We start from the raw sequence: 22,455 nt of genomic DNA, 5'->3' as shown, positions 1-22,455 counted from the left end.
AAAGTTTGCTGACGGGTCCCCAATCGCGCGGAAATGAAGGACTTATGTAAGATTTTGAGACAATGTCCGCTGTCCGGGAACGGACCGTGCCCTGGACGTAGGTGCAGTAGAGGCGTACCATAGACGTTACCCTATCAAGAGATGCTTCCTGATAGTTTTTGAACTTTTCGTGGGACATCCTGTCCAAATAGCTATTAGCACTCGCTTTCATTGAGTGCTAATATCTTTCCGTCTTACCGCTGTCCTATAGACGTTGCTAACTGAGGAAAATCCGTGAGCGAAGCCATGTCCCCCACCCTTTCCAGCGCGGCCTTGCGCGGCGGCGCGCTGGCGCTGACGCCCAAGTCCTTGCTGACCGGGCACATCGGCAACATTGACGCATATATTCAGGCGGTCAACCGGATCCCGCTGCTGACGCAGGCAGAGGAAACCCAGTTCGCTCGCGATTTCCGTGAGCATCAGGATCTGGAAGCCGCGCGGCATCTGGTGCTGTCGCACCTGCGTCTGGTCGTCTCGATCGCTCGTCACTACCTGGGGTATGGCTTGCCGCACGCCGACCTGATTCAGGAAGGCAATATCGGTCTGATGAAGGCGGTCAAGCGCTTCGATCCCGAGCAAAACGTGCGACTCGTGTCATACGCGATGCACTGGATCAAGGCCGAGATCCACGAATACATCCTGCGCAACTGGCGCCTGGTGAAGGTCGCGACGACCAAGGCCCAGCGCAAGTTGTTCTTCAACCTGCGCAGCCATAAGCGTAGCGCGCAGGCGTTCACGCCGGCAGAGATCGACGGTTTGGCGAAGGAATTGTCGGTCAAGCGGGAAGATGTCGCGGAGATGGAGCGTCGACTTTCGGGCGGCGATGTCGCACTGGAAGGCCAGGTCGAGGACGGCGAAGAGTCGTATGCGCCGATTGCCTACTTGTCCGACTCCCGCGCCGAGCCGAGCGAAGTGCTGGAAACACGTCAGTTCGATCGTCTGCAATCGGACGGCTTGAGCACGGCCTTGGAGTCGCTCGATCAGCGCAGTCGCCGGATCATTCAGGCACGTTGGCTGAATGTTGAGGACGACGGTAGCGGCGGCGCCACGCTGCACGAACTGGCCGACGAATTCGGCGTGTCGGCCGAGCGTATCCGCCAGATCGAAGCCAGTGCGATGAAGAAAATGCGCGGCGCGCTAAACGCGTTCGCCTGATCGTACGGCTTGACCAGCTTAACCGAAGGCAGTCCCGCTGAGAGGCGGTACTGCCTTCGTGCTATCGACGCATCCCCTTTCGTTTCAGACCGGGTCCGGCGGCCACGCCGACGTGGGGCAGCTGTGTCCCGGGGTCAAGCCGTCTTATGCGACCGCGGCGGCGTCCGGAGCCAGCAGAAGACGCACATCGTGCACCCACCGGTCCACCCCTTCCCCATCCTTCGCGTACAGACGCAAACGCCCTTGTGGGTCGAATACGAAGCTGACGGCGGTATGCGCAATGCCATACGCGCCCGCGTCGCCATTTGTCGCATTGGTGCCATTGGGCGCTACAGCAATGGCCGCTGAGGCTCCTGAGGCCGGCGCGGCGGCCGGTGTCTTTTCGACGTAGACGTGGAATTGCTTCGCCAATTGCTGAACCGCCGCATCCGTCGGGGGACGCAAAGCGATAAAGCCGGGATCGAAGGCGTGCACGTATTCGGTCAGGATCGGCGGCGTATCACGCTCGGGATCGACGCTGACGAACACCACCTGAAGTTTGGTGCCATCGTCGCCCAGACGCGCTTTTGCACGCGCCAACTCGGCGAGCGCTGTCGGACACACATCCGGACATTGCGTATAGCCGAACAGTAGAACGACCACCTTGCCGTGCCAGTCCGCAATCGTACGAACGGCACCTTGCGCGTCGGGAAGGGAAAATCGGGGATCGAAATCGCGGCTGCCGGTGATATCGAGGTTATCGAAATCCGGGCCGCGCTTGCCGCAGCCGCCGAGCACGCCCGCGAACGACAGAAAACCGCTGAGGCCTACAACGCCGAGACCGCCCAGCACGGTACGCCTACGCGGAACGGCTCGCGGGGGTGGCGATGCACCGCTCGCGCGCGCATCGGCGGGAGGGGGGCGGCGGTCGAAGGACATGGTGCCGCGCCGGGTTCAGGCCAATATGCCGTAAAGCATCTGCGCGTAGTGGTCGACGAGCAAGGCGGCGAACAGCAGCGACAGATAGACGATCGAGAATCGGAAAGCACGGCGCGCCAACGCATCCGAATAATGACGCCAGATCTGCCACGAATACCGCAGGAACACACCGCCCAGGACGATCGCGCTTACCAGATAGACATACCCGCTCATCCGCGCCGCGAATGGCATCAGCGTGACCGCAAACAAGGCGATCGTGTACAGCAGGATGTGCAGCCGCGTGAGTGCCTCGCCATGCGTATTCGGCAGCATCGGCAAGCCCGAACTCAGATAGTCCTTGCGACGATACAGCGCCAGCGCCCAGAAGTGCGGCGGTGTCCAGATGAAGATGATCAGCACCAGCAGCCAGGCTTCCGCCGGCACCGCGCCAGTGGCGGCCGCCCATCCCAATGCCGGCGGCATCGCACCCGAGGCGCCGCCGATGACGATGTTCTGCGGCGTCGAGGGCTTCAGGATCAGCGTGTAGATGATGGCGTAACCGACAAAGGTTGCCACGGTCAGCCACATCGTCAGCGGGTTCGTAAACCGGTACAGCACCCAGGCACCGATGCCACCGAGCAATGCCGAGAACACCAAAATCTGGCGGCTGTTCAGTTGACCATTCGCCGACGGACGCCATGCCGTGCGACGCATCATCGCGTCCACTTTCTGTTCGACCAGGCAGTTGATGGCGAACGCGGCGCCAGCGGTCATCCAGATGCCGACGGTACCGCCGATCAAGACGCGCCAGGACACCATGCCGCGTGTCGACAGAAACATGCCGATGATGGCGCAGAAGACGGCCAATTGGGTGACGCGCGGCTTTGTCAGCGCGTAGTACTGCGCGGCGCGACTTTGCGGAGCGGAAGAAAGGGTTGTGCTATCCATCACTTATTCGGTGCGGGGTTGGCGCGCGTATCGGCGCGCTCGCCCGGTGCGGACGACGCCACGAAGGCCGTCGAAAAGGTCGGCGTCGAATGCGACGGCGCCGCGTGAGCCTGTGTCGCGTGCTGCTGTGCCGAATAGGCCGATTCGGGCGTGGATCGCGTCTGGGATTCCGCGGGAGACGAGGATGACGCTGCGCCGGTTTGCGCATCGACATCCGCTATTTTCGATGTCCGATGCCGTGCTGTGCAGACGCGATAGTTTAGCATGACGACGGTCAGCAGCATGATCGCTGCACCACCGTTGTGCGCGACGGCGATCGGCAGCGGCCATTTCAGCACGATGTTCGACAGCCCCGTCAGGAACTGCACGACCGCCAGCGCCACCAGCAGCCGGGCCGGCTGGCGCAGCGCCGGCGAGCGCTTCAGCGCCGAACCGAGCCACAGCAGGTACGCCACGACAACCACGGCAAAAACACGGTGCGTCCAGTGGATCGCGACCAAGGCCGACTGCGTGATCACCTCACCGTCGGCAGCCATGCCAAGCTTGCGCCACAGATGGAACCCCTGCGCGAAGTCCATCGGGGGGATCCACTGGCCGTTGCAGGTTGGGAAATCCGTGCAGGCCAGTACCGCATAATTGGTGCTGACCCAGCCGCCGAGCGCGATTTGCACGACCAGCAGCAGCAAGCCGACCAACACGGCCGCGCGCCAGCGGTGCACACTCGGATCGTAAGCAGGCTGCGGCGTCTGCGAGGCCGAAAACCAACCCAATCCCGCCAGCAAGGTCAGCGCCAACAGCAAATGGGTCGTGACGATCAGCGGTTCCAGCTTCTGGGTGACGGTCCAGGCACCGAACACGCCCTGCACCACAACCAGTCCCAATAAACCCAAGGGCCAGGCCAGCGAGATGCCGAGCACCTTGCGACGGACATACACGATCACGCCCTGCGCGATGATCAGCACGCCCAATGCCATGGCCACGTAGCGATGGATCATCTCGATCCAGGCCTTCGTCATCGTCACCGGCCCGGTGGGCATGGCCGTGGCGGCCAGATGAATCGCGTGGTGCGCACTGAAGGGCGAGGCGGTGCCATAGCAACCGGGCCAGTCGGGACAGCCCAGACCGGAATCGGTCAGGCGCGTAAACCCGCCGAACATTACCAGGTCCAGCGTTAGAAACGTGGTGACCCAGAGCAGCTTGCGGAACTTGGCCTGATCGCCCTTGACGAACACGTACGACAGCGGAAACAGTGCGATGCACAGTCCGATGGCGGCGAGTTGAATAAGATGGTCGAAGGAAATCATCGTTCTAGGCGCTCCCGATGCCGGCTGGGCAGGATACGCACTGCCGTTTCAAGGAGCGAGGTCTCGCGCACGGATCAACCCGCCGACAAGGCGAACACCAGACGCGTCGCCGGAACGGCCATGCCGATCATGATCAGGAATGGCACGACGAGCCAGACCACTTCGACGGTCATGCTGCCATGGAAATTCGTCCCGTCCTCGCTGCGTCCGCGCACGCGGCGCAGACGAACGATCGAATACAACATCGCGACGAAGACCACTGCAAAAACCAACAGGCAGAGCACCATCAGCGCGACATGAATGTCGGAAAGCGCATGCAACCACTGCGCGACATCAAATGCGGCCATCATCACCTCCCACCGGGGACCAGACCATACGCGCCGAATGCGGCGCGGGCACTGTCACACCGGCGCCGGCGCAGCGCGATCCAGTCTCGGAACGTTCGCCCTGGTGGGGCCCTCATCCTCGAAACGGCGTACCGGCGCGCAAACGGCGTCATGCGACCAAGCGCCGCATTATAGGCGCCGGACCGGCGGCGCAGCAACCGAGCCTGTTGCAAGCACGCGAGGTTCCGTCCCGTCTACCTGCCGAAATAGTCGAAGTGCAGCGCCGACGCGGCGTGTCGCACGTGCCGATCGCGCGGTGGAATACGGCATTAGGCAACGTTTACACCGATTTTAACGTCGCTTCCTGCGATATCGCCGCATTTGCTTCGGCTGCGCACGCGACGCGGCGTCCATTCGCGGCGAAATGCCGCACCGCCAAAAACAATATGATGCGTCAGCGGCAACGATGCCGTTATACGACGGACGCTGTTTGTCTCAATATCGATCGAGCAGCCCGCTGCGACCGGGGTCTCGCCACTCAGTTTGGCCCGCGGCGCAGACGCTGCCGCCCTTGCCGACCGCCGATATCGTCGATGCGAACGATCGCGCGCCCATCGTTGGTTTGTTTCGGCGCCGCTTTCCAGGCGTGGCCATAGACGATCTCGAATGTGAGCGGGATCGCACCGTCGCCGTTGCGTCGCGCATCGAGTGCATCAAGCCAGGCGCGGTGGAAACGACGCCCCATCAAGCCTTGCGGCCGCAGCCCGGCGATTGCGGTGTCGCCGGCCGCCGCGCCGCCAGGCGGCTTGCCGGGGCCGGGGATCGCCGGGCCCCAGCCGCGGACGTCGCGCAACAGCGATGCCGGGTCACGGTAGGTGATCGTCAGCCGCTCCATGTCCATTACCGGTTCGGCAAAGCCGCTGGCAACCAGCATGTCGCCGAAATCATGCATATCGACGAAATCACGCACCGGCGCACGCGGCATGTCGGGCGCAGCCGTCATCGGCGCGGGTGCGTCCCAGGGCGACGAGTCCGACGCCGCCGCCACGCCGGATCCCGCGGCGGCGGCTCGCCCCCATCGGTCATGATTCAGCGCCATCGGATGGAGCGCCGTATAGGCGTCGTACCAGGCGTCGCGCACCTCGGCGAGCGTATCGGGGCCCACTGTCGAAAACATCAACAGCCCCCCTACCGCCAGAACCCGCTGCCACGACGGAAAGACACGATCGGGCGCCGGATGCCATTGCAATGCGAGATTGGACCACAACAGATCCACGCTACCGGCGGCGATCGGCAGGTCCGTGTAGTCGGCCTGCACCCGCCATACGGCTTTTTCGCCCATCGCGCGCCGCAGCGGCGTCGGCAGCGTGCGAGACAGCTTCTGCTTCCAACCGGCGCCTGCGGACGGCGTTCCGTCGATCGTTCCGGGGACCCGGGTCAGCATCGCATGCGCCAGATCCACGCCGAGCGTCTGCGCCATCGGATAGCGCTGCATCAGCGCCGCCAGGTCGCTCCCGAGCCCACAACCCGCATCGACGATCCGCAGCGGCGACACCTTGATGTAGTCCAAGCGCTCGTGCATCCGGGAAGCGATTTCCCGTGGCAGAAAGCTGATGTCCGCGAACGACGCCGCGCGACGCTCGAACCCTCGCCGCACGTGGGAAAGCACCGCCGCATGCGACAGATCGACCGGGGTCGACGGAGAGGAACTGCCCGGTGACGGAGAAATAGAGTCGTTCGGCATAGTGATACGGCGTTTGCGACGCGTCGGGACGACGCTACACTGGCCCGCAGTATACGTCGACATGACGGCGTGGCTGGAAAAGGCCCATCAGGAGAGGTGGATCGTGAAAGACCCCGCGCACCGCATCGGCGCCGGCGCGCTCCGGGCCTGGGCGTATGCGAAGTGGCAGCGTCTGCTGCCGGCCGCCTGCCTTTTATGCGGACATCGGGCGGACGGCGCTGTGTGCGTCCGGTGCGAGCAGTGTTATTGGCACGCCGACGACGCCCTGCCCCGCTGTGAACGATGTGCGGTGCGCTTATCGCTGCAATCGCCGCCCGCCGAGGAAGGCACTGGCACCCGCGCACCTCTGCGCCGCTGCGGCCATTGCCGCACGCGGCCACCGGCCTTCGATGCGACGTTCGCGCTGGCGGACTACCGGGCGCCGCTCGATGCCTTGATCGTCGCCTTGAAATACCAAGGCAGAGTCGGCCTCGCCTCCGATCTGGCGGCCCGACTCGCGACGCGACTTGGCGGCCTGCCGAAAAACGCCCACCCGGACGTTCTCATCCCGGCGCCGCTTTCCGCCGAGCGACTGAGCGTGCGCGGGTACAATCAGGCCTGGGAATTAACGCGTCGCCTCGGAAAACATCTCTCGATACGCACCGATAGCGGCCTGCTCCAGCGAGCGCATACCGATGCGCAAGCCCGTCTCGGTCTTCGCGCTCGGCAGCGCAATCTGCAACAAGCGTTCTCGCTTGCAGAGGGCGGCCGGCATCGCATCGGCCCGGACGGGGTCTTGCCGGCGCTGGCCGGCGCGCATATCGGCGTGGTCGACGACGTGATGACGACCGGGGCAACGTTGCATGCGATTGCCACCTTATTGAAACGCCACGGCGCGCGGCGCGTAACCGCGATCGTCGTTTTTCGTACCGCTTGAGGGTGCGAGCGGTACGTCACGGCACCGCTCTCCTCTCGATTCACTCAGTCAACTCGCTGTCGTCGCCATGTTCAACGTCGTTCTGGTCGAACCGGAAATACCGCCCAATACGGGCAATGTCATCCGCCTGTGCGCCAATACCGGCGCCAATCTGCATCTGATCGAACCGCTGGGATTTCCGTTGGAAGATGCCAAATTGCGGCGTGCCGGACTCGATTATCACGAATACGCCAAGATGCAGGTGCACCGCTCCTGGGACGCCTTCCTGGAAACGATGCGGCCCGATCCCGCGCGACTGTTCGCCTTCACGACGAAGGGCGCGACCGGCTTCGCCGGACAGGCCTTGCATCCCGGTGACTGGTTTGTGTTCGGTCCTGAAACGCGCGGCCTCTCGGATGCCTTTCTCGCGGGCTTCGATACCGCGCATCGGCTGCGCCTGCCGATGCAGCCGAACAACCGCAGCCTGAACCTGTCGAATGCCGTTGCCGTCACGGTCTTCGAGGCATGGCGTCAGGCGGGATACGAAGGCGGGGTTTGAGAAAGACGCGCGCCCGTGAGGCGCGCGCCCGATGGCAAGGCGAAAGACCTATTCGGCCTTGGCGTCGCGCTGCAACAGCATCGCCACCGCATCGCGCGGCGACTGACCATCGAATAGCACACCGCACACGGCGCGCGTAATCGGCATATCCACGCCCCGCGCATGCGCCAGTGCATCGACCGCCTGTGCGCAGGCGACGCCTTCGGCAACATGGCCCAAGGCCGCAAGAATCGATGCGAGCGATTGGCCGCCGGCCAACTGCATTCCGACCTTGCGATTGCGCGAGAGATCGCCGGTCGCCGTCAGGATCAGATCCCCTACACCAGATAGACCCGTGAACGTCTCCGCCCGTGCGCCCAGCGCGATGCCGAGCCGGGTGATTTCGGCCAAGCCCCGCGTGACCAAGGCCGCACGCGCATTCAGACCCAACCCCAGCCCATCGGCAATCCCGGTTGCGATCGCCATGACGTTCTTGACCGCCCCGCCGACTTCCACGCCAGGCAGATCGTCGCTGGTATAGATGCGCATGCCGTCGTGATGACAAGCATCGCGAATCCGTTGCTGGCACGCCGGATCGATACTGGCCGCGGTCAGCGCCACCGGCAGCCCGAGTGCGACTTCCTTCGCGAAACTCGGACCGGTCAACACGCCGCAGCCCGGTCTCGCCTCAGGCGCCCCCTCGACGCCGCTGTCTCTTTCACCGGAATAGGCGGCGTCGAACACCTCGACAGCCACCTGGTGCGGCAATTTCCCCGAACCCGCCTCGAAGCCCTTGCACAACCAAGCCAGCGTCGATCCGGGCGACAACATCGCCGCGCCCGCGCCGTCGAGCCCGCTGAGACGCGACAACATGGGGCGAAGGCCCGCAACCGGCGTCGCCAGAATCAACAAGGTAGGAAGCGTGCCAGCGGCAGCGCCAGGCGTGCCGTGCGCGACCGCCTCGTCCAGATCGGCGCTGTAACGCAGTGCGGGGGGAAGCGGGCAAGCGGGAAGGTAGGCGTCGTTCACACCGGTCGCCCGAAGCCGGTCGACCAGATGTGGATCACGCGCCCAGAGCACCACGTCGTGGCGTCGGGCGAGATGAGCGGCCACCGCGGTACCCCATGCGCCGGCGCCCAATACTGCGATTTTCATGCGGACGCTCAGTGCGTCTGCGGGGCGCTCTGAGCGACGGTGATGTCGCTGTCCGGGCCGCCCACTTGTTGCTGGCGCTGCTGCTCGTACAGCATCTGGAAGTTGATTTCAGCCAGATGGATCGGCGGGAAGCCCGCACGCGTCACGGCATCGGCGATATTCGAGCGCAGGTAGGGAAACAGGATCTGCGGGCAAGCGATATGGCAGACCGGATCCAGCTGGTCGGCCGGCAGATTGCGAATATCGAAGATGCCTGCCTGGGTGGCTTCCACCAGGAATGCGACCTTTTCACCGATCTTGGCCTTCACGGTACCCGTCACAGTGGCTTCGAAGACGTTGTCCTGCAGCTTCACAGAACCGACCGCCACTTCCACGTCCAACTGCGGCATTTCCTGTTCCAGGAAAATTTGCGGGGAATTGGGCTGTTCCAGGGACATATCCTTCAGATAGATACGCTGGATATTGAAGAAAGGCTGATCGTTTTGGTCGCTGTCGCTCATCGATAATCTCAGAAAATAAACCGGCGAAATGCGGATCATATCGCCGGTGCAATACGCTAGCATGTCGCGCGTCTTATCGCGCGCATGCCCAGCATCAAGGGGCATCGGGCCGAGGGACGGCGCGCAGTTTACCCGGCGCGCGATCCGCGGCGCGTCGACGCGGGCCGACTCGACCCGCGTCGCACGGCGGCCGCGTTGCTCAGCCGCCCGTCACCGCGCCAGCCAGCAGCGGCATCAGACCGCCCGCGCGATCCAGCGCCGAGAGGTCGTCATACCCACCGACATGGGTGTCGCCGATATAAATCTGCGGCACCGTGCGTCGGCCGGTCTTTTCCATCATGGCAGCGCGTTGCTCCGGGTCCTTGTCGATCAAGATCTTCTCGACATGCTCGACACCGCGTTGCTTTAACAAGCGTTCCGCCATCTGGCAGTACGGACATACCTGGGTGCTATACATCACGACGTGATGCGCGCCTTTGTCTTCTGCGTTGCTCATTCGTTTGCTCCTGACTTCATGCATTCGATGCCGCGGACGCCGCCGCAGCCACCGCGACGCATCGTGGCACCGGTCCACGGACCGTCCACGACGCGCGTGCGCGGCACTTTACAAGCATGTCACGCTTTCGATGCCACCACCGGCAACCCTGCTTTCTTCCAACCGTCCAGGCCGCCTTCCAGCGCGTGCACTTCGGAGTAACCGGCTTGCCGCAGCGTGTCGAGCGCCCTGTTCGATTGCTGTCCGCTCTGGCAGACGACGATGACGGGGGTCGCCTTGTTCTTGGCGACCTGCTGCACCTTGGCCGACAACTCGGCAAAAGCGACGTGGCGCGCCTGCGGCAAATGCCCTGCCGCGTAAGCGTCAGCGGCACGTACGTCGATCACGACCGCATTGCGCCGGTTGATCAGCAGGATGGCTTCGCTCGACGCCAGCCCCCGGTTGCGCCGGGTCAGGGTGGGCCACAGCAGCATCACGCCGGAGACCAGCACGATGACGATCAGGGCAAGGTTAAAGGGGTTCGTAAAAAACTTCACAGGCGACCGCCGGAAAAAGGGAATTCGCGCATTATAGACAGTCTCGCCGGATTTTCGAGCCAAATGCATCGGCGCGACGGTACGGTTGCGCGCTGGACACTCTAGAATGTGGGGATAGAGCCTGGCGAATCAAGCGCCCGAAATCGTTCGTTTCAGCGGCCGGATCCATCGGATCGGCCCGTGAGACGGGCGCAGAGGGCCGCCTGGGCCGATCGCATTATCCACTACCGACGTTTCGCCATGTACAAACTCGTTTTGATTCGCCACGGCGAATCCACCTGGAATCAGGAAAACCGCTTTACCGGCTGGGTCGACGTCGACCTGACCGAAAAAGGCGCCACCGAAGCCAAGCAGGCCGGCGTGCTGCTGAAAGAAGCGGGCTTCACCTTTGATATCGCTTACACATCCGTCTTGAAGCGCGCGATCCGCACGCTGTGGCATGTACAGGACGAGATGGATCTGATGTACCTGCCCGTCGTGCATTCGTGGCGCTTGAACGAGCGTCATTATGGCGCGCTCGCCGGCTTGAACAAGGCCGAAACCGCGCAAAAGTACGGCGACGAGCAGGTCCTGGTCTGGCGCCGTAGCTATGACACGCCGCCGCCGGCGCTGGAGGCCTCGGAAGCCGACAAATGGGCAGCCGACCCGCGTTACGCCAAGGTGCCGCGCGAGCAATTGCCGTTGACCGAGTGCCTGAAGGACACCGTGGCCCGCGTGATGCCGCTCTGGAACGAGTCGATCGCGCCGGCCTTGCGCGGCGGCAAGCGCCTCGTGATCGCCGCGCACGGCAACTCGATCCGCGCGCTGGTGAAGTATCTAGACAGCATTCCGGACGACGAAATCGTCGGCGTGAACATTCCCAACGGCATCCCGCTGGTTTATGAACTCGATGCCGACCTGAAGCCGATCAAGCACTATTACCTCGGCGATGCCGATGCCATCGCCAAGGCGCAAGCCGCGGTGGCGAACCAGGGTAAATCGAAGTAAGCGCTGGACGCACGGCGGTGGGCAGCGCTCGCGGCCCGCCGTCGTTTCACTTGAACCACGCCTGAATACGGCCTTTCACCGGCCTTGCGCACAGAACGGCGGTTCAAATGATGCGCTCAAACCACGCTATACTGCCTGTGAGCCCGTCAAGAACGGCGCGTTCTCCTGCGTTATCTTTTTTCGCCCGTTTTGCACGCGGACCAATCCGTTCATCCCCACCTCGTTATGCGCAAACACCTGAAGCACCTGGTATTGATCGTCGCCGGCCTGACGACCGGCGTGCTGGCCACGCTGCAGATTTCTGCAGCCGCCCAGACCAATGCGAACACCACGGCCGCCGCTGCGGTAGCGCCGTTGCCGCTGGACCAACTCCGTCTCCTTGCGGAAGTCTTCGGTCAAATCAAGCACGAATATGTCGAACCGGTCGACGACAAGAAGCTGCTGACCGCCGCCATCAAGGGCATGGTTTCCAGCCTGGACCCGCATTCGTCGTATCTGGATAAGACCGACTACCAGGAATTGCAGGAACAGACGCAGGGCCGCTTTGCGGGCCTGGGTATCGAGATTTCGTCGGAAGACGGCTTGATCAAGGTGATTTCGCCGATCGAGGACACGCCTGCAGCCAAGGCCGGCATCCGCCCGGGCGACCTGATCACCCGAATCGACGACACGCCGGTACGCGGCATGACGCTCGACCAGTCGGTCAAGCGGATGCGCGGTGCGCCGGGTTCGAAGGTCACGCTGACGATCTTCCGCAAGTCCGACCAACGGACCTTCCCGTTGACGGTCACCCGCGCGGAAATCGTCGTGAAGAGCGTCAAGTACAAGATCGAAGAGCCGGGTTACGCCTGGGTCCGGATCACAAGCTTCCAGGAAAAGACGGTGCCGGATCTGGCCGCCGCGCTGAAGGACATCGCGCGTCAGCAGCCGAACTTGAAGGGCTTGGTCCTGGATCTGCGTAACAACGGTGGCGGCTTGCTGCAAAGCGCGGTCGGCGTCGCGGGCGCGTTCCTGCCGGCCAACTCGCTGGTGGTGTCGACCAACGGTCAGATTGCCGACTCGAAGCAAGCGTATCGCGACACGTTCGACAACTACCGTCTGCCGGGCATGAACAGCGATCCGCTGCAAGGCATCCCGGATGAAATCAAGACGGTGCCGATGATCGTTCTGACCAACGCCTATTCGGCGTCGGCGTCGGAAATCGTCGCCGGTGCGCTGCAGGATCATCGCCGCGCCTTGACGATGGGTAAGACGACGTTCGGCAAGGGCTCCGTGCAAACGGTGCGTCCGCTGACCGCCGACACGGCCCTGCGCCTGACGACGGCCTACTACTACACGCCGAGCGGCCGTTCGATCCAGAACAAGGGGATTCGTCCGGACTTGACCGTCGACCAGTTTGCCGAAGGCGATCCGGACGATGCACTGGTGACGCGTGAAGTGGATTACACGAACCACTTGGCGAATCTGCAGGATCCGAACGAAAAGAAGGAAGCCGAGGCACGCGAAGCAGACCGGATGGAGCAATTGCGCCAGCTGGAAGAGCGCAACGACAAGCTGACGCCGGAGCAACGCCAGAAGGAACGCAATCGCCAACCGCCTGATTTCGGTACGGTGACGGGCGCGAACGCGGACTTCATGCTGCAACAGGCCTTGAACAAGTTCAAGGGTCAGCCGGTCCAGCTGTCGAAGTCGGCTGCGGAACGCACGCTGTCGGCCGCAAAGCCGCCGGTGGACGCTTCGGCACCGGTCACGACGACGAAGCCGGCCTTGCCGGCGGTACCGGGTGCATCGGCTCCTGCCGCTAAATGAACGACGCGCAGTTGCTGCGATATTCGCGGCACATCCTCCTGGACGAATGGGGTATCGAAGTCCAGGAAGCGGTGAACAAAGCCCGCGTGCTGATCATCGGCGCGGGTGGTCTCGGATGTCCGGCGGCGCTGTATCTAGTGGCTGCCGGGGTTGCACAACTGACAGTCATCGACGGCGACAACGTCGATTTGACCAATCTCCAGCGCCAGATCGCGCACACCACCGACGGCGTGGGCCAGGCCAAGGTCGATTCCTTGGCCGAATCCTCGGCCCGCCTCAATGCCGACGTGCGCTTCCGCGCGATTCGCACCCATGCCGACGATGCCCTTCTGGCGCGTGAGGTGCCCCTGGCCGACGTGGTGCTCGACTGCACCGATCATTTCAGCATTCGCCAATCGATCAACCGCGCGTGCGTGGCGCATGGCGTGCCGCTCGTCTCGGGCGCCGCACTGCGCTTCGACGGCCAGGTCAGCACCTTCGATCTGCGCCGCGACGACGCGCCCTGCTATGCCTGCGTGTTCCCACCGGAACCGGCACCGGAGGAAGTGTCCTGCGCAACGATGGGCGTGTTTTCGCCGACCGTCGGCATCATCGGCGCGATTCAGGCCGCGGAGGCGCTGAAGGTGATCTCTGGGGGCATGGGGGAGACGCTTTCCGGCAGGCTGTTGATGCTGGACAGTCTGCGGATGCGTTGGAATGAATTCAAGATCGCGCGGCAGCCGGATTGCCCGGTCTGCCGCGACAAGACGACGGAACGACGCTAAACGCGCACCCGTCGTCGCGTAGCGCGCCGTGGAAGCGCGCTACGCGACCGCGAGGCGTTTTACGGCGGCACTGATTTCGTTCGGCTCGACCATCGCCGTCAGGTCGGCGACGCATTTCTCCAGCTTTTCCAAATCCGCGCGCAAGACCTCCCGCTTCACCACCAGCAACTGACTGGGGTGCATCGAGAATTCGCGCAAGCCCATGCCCAGCAACAGCCGCGTCATGGCGGGATCGCCTGCCATCTCGCCACAGACCGCCACCGGAATCCGCGCCCGCGTTGCCTCGCTGATCGTCATGCTCAGCAACCTCAGCACGGCCGGGTGCAGCGGATCGAACAAGGCTGCGACGGCGTTGTCGGCACGATCGATCGCGAGCGTGTATTGAATCAGATCATTCGTTCCGATTGACAGGAAGTCGAAGCGCTTCAAGAAAAGCGGCAGTGCCAATACGGCCGCCGGAATCTCGATCATGGCGCCAATCGGCACGTTCGGATCGTATTTGATGCCGGCCGCGTCGCACTGCGACTTCGCTTCATCGATTAGCGCCAGCGTCTGGTCCATTTCACTGGCATGCGCCAACATCGGGATCAGAATCCGTACCGACCCGAACGCGGATGCACGCAGGATCGCCCGCAACTGCGTCAGGAACATCTGCGGCTCGGACAGGCACCAACGGATGGCGCGAAGGCCGAGCGCCGGATTCATTTCCGCTTCGAAACCATCGCTCGGCCGGGAATCCAACGGTTTGTCGGCGCCGACGTCGATCGTCCGAATCGTCACCGGCAAGCCGTTCATTGCTTCGATCGCGCGCCGATACTGCGAGAGTTGCTCGTCTTCATCCGGCAAGGTACCGCGCCGATTCATGAAAAGAAACTCGGTGCGGAAAAGGCCGACACCGGTGGCTCCGGCGGCGCAGGCCGCCACGCCGTCTTCGGGCAATTCGATATTGGCATGCAGATGCACGCGCGTGCCGTCGAGCGTCTGCGTCGTGGCCGAGCGCAGCAATTGCAACTTGCGCTGTTCCAGCGCCCGCTCGCTTTGCCGGTAGCGATATTCTTCGAGTACCGTTTCCGGGGGCGACACGATGACGACGCCCCGCTCTCCGTCGACGATGATCACGTCGTCCATCCGAATCAGGGTGCTGGCCTGCTGCATGCCCACTGCCGCCGGGATACCAAAGCTCCGCGCGACGATGGCCGTATGCGAGGTGCGGCCGCCCAGGTCCGTGACGAAGCCGCCAAATCGTTGCGTCTTGAATTGGAGCATGTCGGCCGGGGCGATGTCGTGCGCCACGACGATCATCTCCATATCGCCGTCGCGGGTACGCTCGGCCACCAACAGCGCCGCCGAAGGATGGCCCGCCAGTACCTTCAACACCCGCTCGACCACCTGCTCGACATCCGCGCGACGCTCGCGCAAATACGGGTCGTCCATTTCGTCGAAATGGCGAATCAGGCTGGCAAGTTGTTCGGTCAACGCCCATTCGGCGTTATAGCGGCGGGTGCGGATCAGCTCGACAGTGGCATCGCCGAGCATGGCGTCGCGCAGCAGCAAGCCGTGGACATTGAGGAAGGCATCCATCTCGCCCGGTGCATCGGGCGGCAATTCGGCGCGCAAGACTTCCAGCTCTTCGCCCACCGCATCCTGCGCCGCGCGAAAACGCAGCACTTCCGCTTCGACATCACCTGGTTCGACCAGATAGTGATCGACGTCTATCGCTGCCGATCCAATCAGGCAGGCGCGGCCGATCGCGATTCCCTTGGAAACCGGAATCCCATGCAGAGTGAAAGACACGCGCGCGCTCCCGACAAATGAGGTCGAATAGGTTGGATGCCGCAACCAACGCGCAGGACGAAACGAAAGGGGGTGAAGGGAGACGAAAGAAAACGCTTACTGACCTTCGCCGAACTTATCGGCGATCAGCGCCTTCAGAGCCGTCATGGCCTCGGTTTCATCGGCACCCTCGGTTTCAACCAACACCGTACTGCCGATACCCGCAGCCAGCATCATCACGCCCATGATGCTCTTGGCATTGATCCGGCGTCCATTGCGCGACATCCAGATCTCGCAGGCGAATTTGCCTGCCAACTGCGTCAGTTTAGCCGATGCTCTCGCATGCAGCCCGAGTTTATTGATGATGGTGATTTCTTCGCGCAGCATGGTGCTCGGACGGACAGGTGACCGGTGGAACCGGGAAAACGTAGGGCGCCGACTGCGGCGTGACGGCCTGGATACCGTTGGTCCCACCCGCCAATGTCTTCTCGACAAGCAAGTCCAGAGACGTGCTGCGGTAGCAGATCGCACGCAACAGCATCGGCAGATTTACACCCGCCAGCACCCGGACATTGGGGATCGTCGCCAGACGGCCAGCGATATTCGCCGGCGTCGCGCCGTACAAATCGGAAAAGACCAGCGCACCATTGCTGTCTTTCAAGCGCTCGATTTCCGCGCGCGCGACATCTTCCACGGCGGCAGGGTCGCTATCGGGCAATACGTCGATCGCACCAATGCGCGCAGGCAATCCGCAATAGATATGTTTCAGACAATCCCGCAGCGCGCTTGCCAGCGGGGCGTGAGCAACAATCAAGATACCGGCCATTTTTATCCAGCCCCATGAGGGCTCGAGTTTGCCAGGCGCGCCATCGCTGCGGACATCGGGGAAGGTGCCGGTCTGTGCCGGTCACCGCTGGTTTCGGTAGCACGCGATACGCCGCGTGCCCGTCCAGCTGTTGTTGCGCCCCGCGACGTCCGTACCGACCCTGGTACGTTACACGCGCGCAAACACGACGATTGCAACCGGATTGTTGGAAAATCGTCGGGTTTTAAATGGATTGTAACAGTTCGACGCCAAGAGTGCGCCGCACAATGACGCTTCTGTCATCAAAGTGTGGCCCTAAAGCAATCCCGTATTTTTACTCGGTGCGCGCAAACTCAGGCGGCTGCCGTCTCCAGCGCGTCGATGAACAGCGCCGCGACGTCGCAGCCGGCCTGATCCATGATTTCGCGGAAACAGGTGGGACTGGTGACATTGACCTCGGTCAGGCACTCGCCAATGACGTCCAGTCCCACAAGCAGCAGCCCGCGCGGATACAGGACCGGCGCCAGCGTTTCGGCAATCTCCCGATCGCGCGCGGACAAGGGTTGCGCCCGGCCGACGCCGCCCGCAGCCAGATTGCCGCGTACCTCGGTGCCCTGCGGAATGCGCGCCAGCGCGAACGGCACGGGCTTGCCGCCGATCAGCAGGATGCGCTTGTCGCCCTGCTTGATCTCCGGAATGTAGCGCTGCGCCATGATGGTACGCGCGCCGTTATCGCTAAGCGTCTCGATGATCGCGCCCAGATTCAGCTCGTCCTCACGGACGCGGAAGATGCCGGTACCGCCCATGCCATCGAGCGGCTTCAGGATCACGTCGCGATGGGTCGCGTGAAACGCGCGCAGCTGCGCGGCATTACGGCTGACCAGCGTCGGCGCGGTGAATTGCGAGAATTCGGCGATGGCGAGCTTTTCCGAGTGGTCGCGAATCGCCCGCGCCTTGTTGAACACCCGCGCCCCGGCCCGCTCGGCAATTTCGAGCAACCAGGTGGCCGTGACATATTCCATGTCGAACGGCGGGTCCTTTCGCATCAGAATGGCGTCGAAGTCCGTCAGCGCACGCAGTTGCGCCGGTTGGCGCGCGAACCAGTGCGCCTGCTCTTCGCCGACGATATCGATCTGACTCGACACACTGGATACCACGCCGCCTTCCAGCGCGAGTGTCTGGGCCTCGCAGGCGAACACCGTGTGACCGCGGCGGTGCGCCTCGACCATCATCGTGTACGTCGAGTCCTTGTAGATCTTGAATTGTTCCAGCGGATCGGCGATGAACAGGATTTTCATAGGTCAGACCTGAATGGCTTCCGGATCGGTTTTTTCGAGTTCGATGGAGGCCGCCAACAGCGACAAGCGCGCCACGACCCCGTACAAGTAGAACCGGTTCGGCGGGGCGGCCGACGCGGCGTGCGGATCCGGCATCGCGGCGCTCTCGAACGACAGCGGCACATACTGCATGCCCGGCGCGTTCAGATTCTCGTCGCGCTCGCGGTTTTGATGCACACGGTAGAAACCGCCCACCACATAGCGGTCGATCATATAGACCACCGGCTCGGCGACGGCATCCTTGACGCGTTCGAACGTCGGTACGCCTTCCTGGACAATCACGTCATGGACCGCGATGCCTTCCTTGCCGGTTGCCATCTTATTGCGCTCGCGCTTGCTTAGGGCAGCCACTTCGGACGCATCGTGGACCGTCATCACGCCATTGCCGTCGGTTCCTGCCGCGGCCTTGACGACCACATAGGGCTTCTCGCCGATGCCGTATTCGCGGTATTTCTTCGCGACCTTCTTCAAGACGGCATCGATCGCATCCGCAAGGCGTTCTTCCCCGATCCGCTCCTGGAAATCCACGTCGCCGACCTTCGCGAAATACGGATTGAGCATCCACGGGTCCACATCGACGACTTTCGCGAAGCGCTTGACCACGTCGTCGTAGCAAGCGAAATGGTTCGACTTGCGGCGCACGGCCCAACCGGCGTGCAACGGCGGCAACAAGTACTGCTCGTTCAGATTTTCGAGAACACGCGGGATCCCGCCCGACAGGTCGTTGTTCAGCAGAATCGAGCAAGGGTCGAAATTCTGCATGCCCAGACGGCGCGGCATGCGCTGTACCGGCTCGAACACCAGCGTCTGCCCGTCCGGCAAAGTGACCGTCATCGGATCCATCAGATCGTCGTCGAGCGAGCCGATGCGGACATTCAAGCCCGCCTGCCGCATGATCGACGACAACTGCGCAAGGTTTTCGAGATAGGCGCGACTGTGATGGCCGCCTTCCGGAATCAGCAGCAGATTCTTGGCGTCCGGGCAGATCTTCTCGATCGCGGCCATCGCGGCCTGAACGGCCAGCGGAATCATCTCGGGCGGCAGATTATTGAAGCCACCCGGAAAAAGGTTGGCGTCCACCGGAGCCAGTTTGAAGCCGGCGTTGCGCAAGTCCACCGAGCAATAGAACGGCGGCGTGTGCTCCTGCCACTCGAGGCGGAACCAGCGCTCGATAGCCGGCGTGGCATCGAGGATCTTACGTTCCAATTCGAGCAAGGGACCGTTCAGCGCGGTAACAAGATGCGGAACCATTAATATCTCGCGGGCGGTTAATTTGGGGGATTGTATGCTTTTGTAGTGGATCGACGGTCAAAAACCACCTTCCACCGAAGAGACGCGACCCCCGATCGGTCGAATTCTTCCCACCGACATCCGGGCAGCAAACAGCAGAATGGCGCTGCAGCGCCACCGTGTGCGAGGCCCACGGTCCGGGCTTCCCGGCGTACGGCGGGATCATCGTAGCGCAAAAATCGGGCCAATTCTGAATTTGCCTTTGGCGCGCGGGCCGATATGCGATAAGTGCTTGAACCGCCGACACATATCGCTACCGTGATCGGCGGGCCACCCTGGCCGCCACTCGGTTATTGCGTCGAGCGATGCGGACAAAGTGGCGTGACGCGCTTACATATGGGGCTTCAACGGCATATTTCAAGGCATGTCTTATCGGAACCGTCTCCGTCCCACCGATCACGGTTTCCGGTACACCATGGCCTGTCGATCGCGGTTTCGACGCCCCAATGAAAAGACCCGCCTTGCGGCGGGTCTTCCCGATCGGCATGACATCGGGCATCGGTGCGCGCTTGCGGCACCCGCCCGATGTCGACACCCACCTTATTCCACGTGTTCGCCGTGCAGCGAGACATCCAGACCTTCGCGCTCTTCGTCTTCCGTGACGCGCAGCCCGATGATCACATCGACGATCTTCAGCAGGACAAAGGTCAGCACACCGCTGTAGACCAGCGTCGTGACGACGCCCTTGATCTGCGTCAGGACGTTGCCGTCCAGGCCGCCGATCGACGGCTGAACAAACACGCCCGTCAAGACCGCACCGATGATGCCGCCGATACCGTGCACGCCGAACGCATCCAGCGAGTCGTCCCAGCCCATCTTGTTCTTCAACCAGGTCGAGCCCCAGAAGCAGACGACACCCGCAACCAGACCGATGATCAGCGCGCCCGTCGGATTGACGAAGCCAGCGGCCGGCGTGATGGCGACCAGACCGGCGACAGCACCCGACGCCAGACCCAGTGCCGAAGGCTTACCGTGCGAAATCCACTCGGCGAAGATCCAGGCCAATGCTGCTGCGGCCGTCGCGATCTGCGTCGTCGCCATGGCCATACCGGCACGGCCATCCGCTGCCACTGCCGAACCTGCGTTGAAGCCGAACCAGCCCACCCACAGCATGGCCGCACCGACCAGCGTCAGCACCAGGTTATGCGGTGCCATGATTTCACGCTGATAGCCGATCCGCTTGCCCAGCACCAGTGCCGCCACCAAACCGGCGATACCGGCATTGATGTGCACCACGGTACCGCCGGCGAAGTCGAGCACGCCGGATGCAGCCAGCCAACCCGTCGGTTCCCAGACCATGTGTGCCAGCGGCGCGTAGACGATAACCGACCACAGCACCGAGAACACCAGCATCGCCGAGAACTTCATCCGATCGGCGAACGCACCGGTGATCAGCGCCGGCGTGATGATCGCGAACGTCATCTGGAACATCATGTAGACGGATTCCGGAATCGTCGGGGCCAGGTGGCTGACCGTTTCCGTAACCGTCGAACCGTCCGCCGACTTGGCGTACGTCATGCCGCTCAGGAAGGCGCGCGAGAAGTTGCCGAGGAAGCCGCTACCCGGCGTGAACGCCAGCGTATAGCCCAGCACCATCCAGACGATCGTAATCGCACAGCAGATCGCGAAGCTCTGCATCATCGTCGCCAGCACGTTCTTCTTGCGGACCATGCCGCCATAGAACAGTGCCAGACCCGGGATCGTCATGAACAGCACGAGCGCGGTCGAGGTCAACATCCAGGCCGTGTCACCGCCCGAAATCTTCGATGCATCCACGGAGAACGGCTCGGTCGGTGCGGCCGGAGCAGCCGCCGCCGGAGCCGAAGCGCCCGATGCTGCTGCCGCTGCCGGCGTGCCGGATCCCGCATCGGGCGCTGCCGATGGGGTCGAGGCCGGAGCGGCCGTGGTGGTTGCCGCCGACGGTGCCGATGCTGCGGATGCCGCATCCTGCGCTACGGCCGGCGCCACTGCTGCCCCAAGCAGCGACCCCGCCATCAGGATGCCCAACAAGAATTTACGCATTTGCTTTTCCCTCTATGTCTCACTCACAGCGCGTCAGCGCCCGTTTCCCCGGTCCGAATCCGAATCACCTGCTCGATTGGCGTGACGAAAATCTTGCCGTCGCCAATCTTGCCGGTACGAGCGGAGCGCTCCAGCGCTTCGATCGCCTGATCTACGAGGTCGTCGGCTACCGCCGCCTCGATCTTCACTTTCGGCAGAAAGTCCACCACATATTCCGCGCCGCGATACAGCTCGGTGTGCCCCTTTTGTCGCCCGAAACCCTTGACCTCCGTGACAGTAATCCCGGAGACGCCGAGCGCCGACAGCGATTCGCGCGCTTCGTCGAGCTTGAACGGCTTGATGATTGCTGTAATGAGTTTCATCGCATGCTCCTAGTAATCGGCTCCTCGCTCAGTGACAAGCAACCGCCTAGTCAAAAGCGCGATGAAGCGCATAGGCTTTGCGGTGCTCTCACGGTCCCGATTTTTCCGCCAATGCATTGTCTGCGTCGGTGGTTTTCGGATTGCTTATTGCAGGACCGGTCCACCCCTAGGCAAGCCTTATGCCATGCGCACGAAATTTTGACCGACTCAGTCCGATGGGTGACGTGAAAGCGTGCAAATTCGATGCTGTCCGAACGGCCAAACCCCTTTCATCCCTGACAAATCCACGTTTGGTTCATGCTAGAGTGCATTCGTGACGGTATGGCGGCTCGTGCCGAAATACGCTTCCCCACGTGGATCAGACGTAAAATACCACGGGTGAATTCCATTTTGGTGCGCACTTTATTGGTGCTTTTTTGCCACGCTTGACCTACCGCACCGAAATAGTGCAAACAAGGATGATTATGAAACCGGAAGCTTTTCTGAAAGACGCTCAAGAGAAGATTGGCGAGCTATTGCGACAGTCGCCGGCAAAAGACGTCGAGCGCAATGTGAAGGCGGTATTGGCGCAGGGCTTTGCGAAGCTTGACATCGTGACCCGCGAGGATTTCGACACGCAGGCACAGGTACTGGCGCGCACCCGCCAGCGGCTGGAAGAGCTGGAACGGCGCGTCGCCTTGCTGGAGCAGGCCACGAAGCCCAACGACGCGACACCCGGCGCCGTCCCGCGCTGATGTCGATGTCCGGCGCCCCCGCTGTTTCTCATTAAAGGC

General features: G+C 62.7%; 22 protein-coding genes and 1 pseudogene. 7 read left to right on the top strand and 16 right to left on the bottom strand.

The features are described from left to right. Nucleotides 1-285: 285 nt before the first annotated feature. Complete coding sequence (gene rpoH / locus ABEG21_RS03545) at nucleotides 286-1,194, top strand: RNA polymerase sigma factor RpoH (protein ID WP_347555898.1); 909 nt, start codon at nucleotides 286-288, stop codon at nucleotides 1,192-1,194. Between the two features lie 144 nt (nucleotides 1,195-1,338). Here rpoH and ABEG21_RS03540 read toward each other — a convergent pair whose 3' ends face one another. The 5 genes and pseudogenes from ABEG21_RS03540 to ABEG21_RS03520 all read right to left on the bottom strand — a co-directional run bounded on the left by ABEG21_RS03540 (nucleotide 1,339) and on the right by ABEG21_RS03520 (nucleotide 6,413). After that, nucleotides 1,339-2,112: an SCO family protein gene (locus ABEG21_RS03540; RefSeq protein ID WP_347555897.1), complete on the bottom strand. Its 774-nt coding sequence runs from the start codon at nucleotides 2,110-2,112 to the stop codon at nucleotides 1,339-1,341. Nucleotides 2,113-2,127: 15 nt separating this feature from the next. Continuing rightward, nucleotides 2,128-3,039, bottom strand: coding sequence for a heme o synthase (gene cyoE, locus ABEG21_RS03535; RefSeq protein WP_347555896.1), 912 nt, complete (start codon nucleotides 3,037-3,039; stop codon nucleotides 2,128-2,130). A gap of 239 nt (nucleotides 3,040-3,278) precedes the next feature. Further along, nucleotides 3,279-4,343, bottom strand: a pseudogene (locus ABEG21_RS03530) (COX15/CtaA family protein); the annotation flags it as partial. Nucleotides 4,344-4,417: 74 nt separating this feature from the next. After that, entirely contained in the window at nucleotides 4,418-4,693 is a 276-nt protein-coding gene (locus ABEG21_RS03525; protein ID WP_347555895.1) for a cytochrome c oxidase subunit II transmembrane domain-containing protein, read from the bottom strand. 514 nt (nucleotides 4,694-5,207) lie between these two features. Next, nucleotides 5,208-6,413 carry a methyltransferase domain-containing protein gene (locus tag ABEG21_RS03520; protein ID WP_347555894.1) on the bottom strand — a complete coding sequence of 402 codons (1,206 nt, stop codon included), beginning with the start codon at nucleotides 6,411-6,413 and terminating at the stop codon, nucleotides 5,208-5,210. Between the two features lie 103 nt (nucleotides 6,414-6,516). Between ABEG21_RS03520 and ABEG21_RS03515 the strand changes: the two genes are divergently transcribed. Both ABEG21_RS03515 and trmL read left to right on the top strand, forming a co-directional pair. Beyond that, nucleotides 6,517-7,329: a ComF family protein gene (locus ABEG21_RS03515; RefSeq protein ID WP_347555893.1), complete on the top strand. Its 813-nt coding sequence runs from the start codon at nucleotides 6,517-6,519 to the stop codon at nucleotides 7,327-7,329. A gap of 67 nt (nucleotides 7,330-7,396) precedes the next feature. Then, nucleotides 7,397-7,867 carry a tRNA (uridine(34)/cytosine(34)/5-carboxymethylaminomethyluridine(34)-2'-O)-methyltransferase TrmL gene (gene trmL / locus ABEG21_RS03510; protein ID WP_347555892.1) on the top strand — a complete coding sequence of 157 codons (471 nt, stop codon included), beginning with the start codon at nucleotides 7,397-7,399 and terminating at the stop codon, nucleotides 7,865-7,867. 48 nt (nucleotides 7,868-7,915) lie between these two features. Here trmL and ABEG21_RS03505 read toward each other — a convergent pair whose 3' ends face one another. From ABEG21_RS03505 to ABEG21_RS03490, 4 genes are all read right to left on the bottom strand, one after another. Then, a complete protein-coding gene (locus ABEG21_RS03505) occupies nucleotides 7,916-9,001 on the bottom strand; it encodes an NAD(P)H-dependent glycerol-3-phosphate dehydrogenase (protein WP_347555891.1) in 1,086 nt (361 codons plus the stop codon). A gap of 8 nt (nucleotides 9,002-9,009) precedes the next feature. Further along, entirely contained in the window at nucleotides 9,010-9,501 is a 492-nt protein-coding gene (gene secB / locus ABEG21_RS03500; RefSeq protein WP_347555890.1) for a protein-export chaperone SecB, read from the bottom strand. 199 nt (nucleotides 9,502-9,700) lie between these two features. Next, complete coding sequence (grxC, locus tag ABEG21_RS03495) at nucleotides 9,701-9,997, bottom strand: glutaredoxin 3 (RefSeq protein WP_347555889.1); 297 nt, start codon at nucleotides 9,995-9,997, stop codon at nucleotides 9,701-9,703. A 119-nt stretch (nucleotides 9,998-10,116) separates the two neighbouring features. After that, nucleotides 10,117-10,533 carry a rhodanese-like domain-containing protein gene (locus ABEG21_RS03490; RefSeq protein WP_347556606.1) on the bottom strand — a complete coding sequence of 139 codons (417 nt, stop codon included), beginning with the start codon at nucleotides 10,531-10,533 and terminating at the stop codon, nucleotides 10,117-10,119. A gap of 240 nt (nucleotides 10,534-10,773) precedes the next feature. Between ABEG21_RS03490 and gpmA the strand changes: the two genes are divergently transcribed. The 3 genes from gpmA (at nucleotide 10,774) to moeB (ending at nucleotide 14,093) form a co-directional block, all read left to right on the top strand. After that, nucleotides 10,774-11,520, top strand: a complete 747-nt coding sequence (gene gpmA, locus ABEG21_RS03485; protein WP_347555888.1) for a 2,3-diphosphoglycerate-dependent phosphoglycerate mutase — start codon at nucleotides 10,774-10,776, stop codon at nucleotides 11,518-11,520. A 225-nt stretch (nucleotides 11,521-11,745) separates the two neighbouring features. Next, the gene (locus ABEG21_RS03480) at nucleotides 11,746-13,329 is read left to right on the top strand and encodes a S41 family peptidase (protein ID WP_347555887.1); all 1,584 of its coding nucleotides are present in this window, start codon (nucleotides 11,746-11,748) and stop codon (nucleotides 13,327-13,329) included. Continuing rightward, nucleotides 13,326-14,093 (top strand): molybdopterin-synthase adenylyltransferase MoeB, encoded by a 768-nt coding sequence (gene moeB, locus ABEG21_RS03475; RefSeq protein WP_347555886.1) that lies wholly within the window; start codon nucleotides 13,326-13,328, stop codon nucleotides 14,091-14,093. Before ABEG21_RS03480 ends, moeB begins: the two co-directional genes overlap by 4 nt. Nucleotides 14,094-14,132: 39 nt before the next feature. Here the strand turns inward: moeB and ptsP are convergent, their stop codons facing one another. The 7 genes from ptsP to ABEG21_RS03440 form a co-directional block, all read right to left on the bottom strand. Further along, on the bottom strand, nucleotides 14,133-15,887 hold the full coding sequence (gene ptsP / locus ABEG21_RS03470) for a phosphoenolpyruvate--protein phosphotransferase (RefSeq protein WP_347555885.1): 1,755 nt from the start codon (nucleotides 15,885-15,887) through the stop codon (nucleotides 14,133-14,135). A 96-nt stretch (nucleotides 15,888-15,983) separates the two neighbouring features. Beyond that, the gene (locus ABEG21_RS03465) at nucleotides 15,984-16,253 is read right to left on the bottom strand and encodes an HPr family phosphocarrier protein (protein ID WP_347555884.1); all 270 of its coding nucleotides are present in this window, start codon (nucleotides 16,251-16,253) and stop codon (nucleotides 15,984-15,986) included. Further along, nucleotides 16,222-16,692 carry a PTS sugar transporter subunit IIB gene (locus ABEG21_RS03460; RefSeq protein WP_347555883.1) on the bottom strand — a complete coding sequence of 157 codons (471 nt, stop codon included), beginning with the start codon at nucleotides 16,690-16,692 and terminating at the stop codon, nucleotides 16,222-16,224. The genes ABEG21_RS03465 and ABEG21_RS03460 overlap by 32 nt, the downstream gene beginning before the upstream one ends. Before the next feature lie 332 nt (nucleotides 16,693-17,024). After that, complete coding sequence (gene gshB / locus ABEG21_RS03455; protein ID WP_347555882.1) at nucleotides 17,025-17,969, bottom strand: glutathione synthase; 945 nt, start codon at nucleotides 17,967-17,969, stop codon at nucleotides 17,025-17,027. 3 nt (nucleotides 17,970-17,972) lie between these two features. Beyond that, nucleotides 17,973-19,259, bottom strand: a complete 1,287-nt coding sequence (gene gshA, locus ABEG21_RS03450) for a glutamate--cysteine ligase (protein WP_347555881.1) — start codon at nucleotides 19,257-19,259, stop codon at nucleotides 17,973-17,975. 579 nt (nucleotides 19,260-19,838) lie between these two features. Further along, complete coding sequence (locus ABEG21_RS03445; RefSeq protein ID WP_347555880.1) at nucleotides 19,839-21,320, bottom strand: ammonium transporter; 1,482 nt, start codon at nucleotides 21,318-21,320, stop codon at nucleotides 19,839-19,841. A 23-nt stretch (nucleotides 21,321-21,343) separates the two neighbouring features. Next, the gene (locus tag ABEG21_RS03440) at nucleotides 21,344-21,682 is read right to left on the bottom strand and encodes a P-II family nitrogen regulator (RefSeq protein ID WP_347555879.1); all 339 of its coding nucleotides are present in this window, start codon (nucleotides 21,680-21,682) and stop codon (nucleotides 21,344-21,346) included. A gap of 464 nt (nucleotides 21,683-22,146) precedes the next feature. Here ABEG21_RS03440 and ABEG21_RS03435 point away from each other — a divergent pair, with 464 nt between their 5' ends. After that, entirely contained in the window at nucleotides 22,147-22,416 is a 270-nt protein-coding gene (locus ABEG21_RS03435; protein WP_347555878.1) for an accessory factor UbiK family protein, read from the top strand. Nucleotides 22,417-22,455: the final 39 nt, after the last annotated feature.

Source organism: Robbsia sp. KACC 23696 (assembly GCF_039852015.1).
Lineage (GTDB): Bacteria > Pseudomonadota > Gammaproteobacteria > Burkholderiales > Burkholderiaceae > Robbsia.
The sequence above is the reverse complement of the archived record's forward strand: the minus strand, read 5'-3'. Positions and strand labels throughout refer to the sequence as shown.

Excerpts from the sequence above, each read along its gene's own strand:
- ABEG21_RS03525 (WP_347555895.1), bottom strand. The coding sequence starts at position 4,693 with ATGATGGCCGCATTTGATGTCGCGCAGTGGTTGCATGCGCTTTCCGAC.
- ABEG21_RS03435 (WP_347555878.1), top strand. The coding sequence starts at position 22,147 with ATGAAACCGGAAGCTTTTCTGAAAGACGCTCAAGAGAAGATTGGCGAG.
- gshB (WP_347555882.1), bottom strand. The coding sequence starts at position 17,969 with ATGAAAATCCTGTTCATCGCCGATCCGCTGGAACAATTCAAGATCTAC.
- gpmA (WP_347555888.1), top strand. The coding sequence starts at position 10,774 with ATGTACAAACTCGTTTTGATTCGCCACGGCGAATCCACCTGGAATCAG.
- ABEG21_RS03465 (WP_347555884.1), bottom strand. The coding sequence starts at position 16,253 with ATGCTGCGCGAAGAAATCACCATCATCAATAAACTCGGGCTGCATGCG.
- trmL (WP_347555892.1), top strand. The coding sequence starts at position 7,397 with ATGTTCAACGTCGTTCTGGTCGAACCGGAAATACCGCCCAATACGGGC.
- secB (WP_347555890.1), bottom strand. The coding sequence starts at position 9,501 with ATGAGCGACAGCGACCAAAACGATCAGCCTTTCTTCAATATCCAGCGT.
- ABEG21_RS03520 (WP_347555894.1), bottom strand. The coding sequence starts at position 6,413 with ATGCCGAACGACTCTATTTCTCCGTCACCGGGCAGTTCCTCTCCGTCG.
- cyoE (WP_347555896.1), bottom strand. The coding sequence starts at position 3,039 with ATGGATAGCACAACCCTTTCTTCCGCTCCGCAAAGTCGCGCCGCGCAG.
- ABEG21_RS03440 (WP_347555879.1), bottom strand. The coding sequence starts at position 21,682 with ATGAAACTCATTACAGCAATCATCAAGCCGTTCAAGCTCGACGAAGCG.
- ABEG21_RS03540 (WP_347555897.1), bottom strand. The coding sequence starts at position 2,112 with ATGTCCTTCGACCGCCGCCCCCCTCCCGCCGATGCGCGCGCGAGCGGT.
- ABEG21_RS03445 (WP_347555880.1), bottom strand. The coding sequence starts at position 21,320 with ATGCGTAAATTCTTGTTGGGCATCCTGATGGCGGGGTCGCTGCTTGGG.
- gshA (WP_347555881.1), bottom strand. The coding sequence starts at position 19,259 with ATGGTTCCGCATCTTGTTACCGCGCTGAACGGTCCCTTGCTCGAATTG.
- ABEG21_RS03460 (WP_347555883.1), bottom strand. The coding sequence starts at position 16,692 with ATGGCCGGTATCTTGATTGTTGCTCACGCCCCGCTGGCAAGCGCGCTG.
- grxC (WP_347555889.1), bottom strand. The coding sequence starts at position 9,997 with ATGAGCAACGCAGAAGACAAAGGCGCGCATCACGTCGTGATGTATAGC.
- moeB (WP_347555886.1), top strand. The coding sequence starts at position 13,326 with ATGAACGACGCGCAGTTGCTGCGATATTCGCGGCACATCCTCCTGGAC.
- ABEG21_RS03480 (WP_347555887.1), top strand. The coding sequence starts at position 11,746 with ATGCGCAAACACCTGAAGCACCTGGTATTGATCGTCGCCGGCCTGACG.
- ABEG21_RS03505 (WP_347555891.1), bottom strand. The coding sequence starts at position 9,001 with ATGAAAATCGCAGTATTGGGCGCCGGCGCATGGGGTACCGCGGTGGCC.
- rpoH (WP_347555898.1), top strand. The coding sequence starts at position 286 with ATGTCCCCCACCCTTTCCAGCGCGGCCTTGCGCGGCGGCGCGCTGGCG.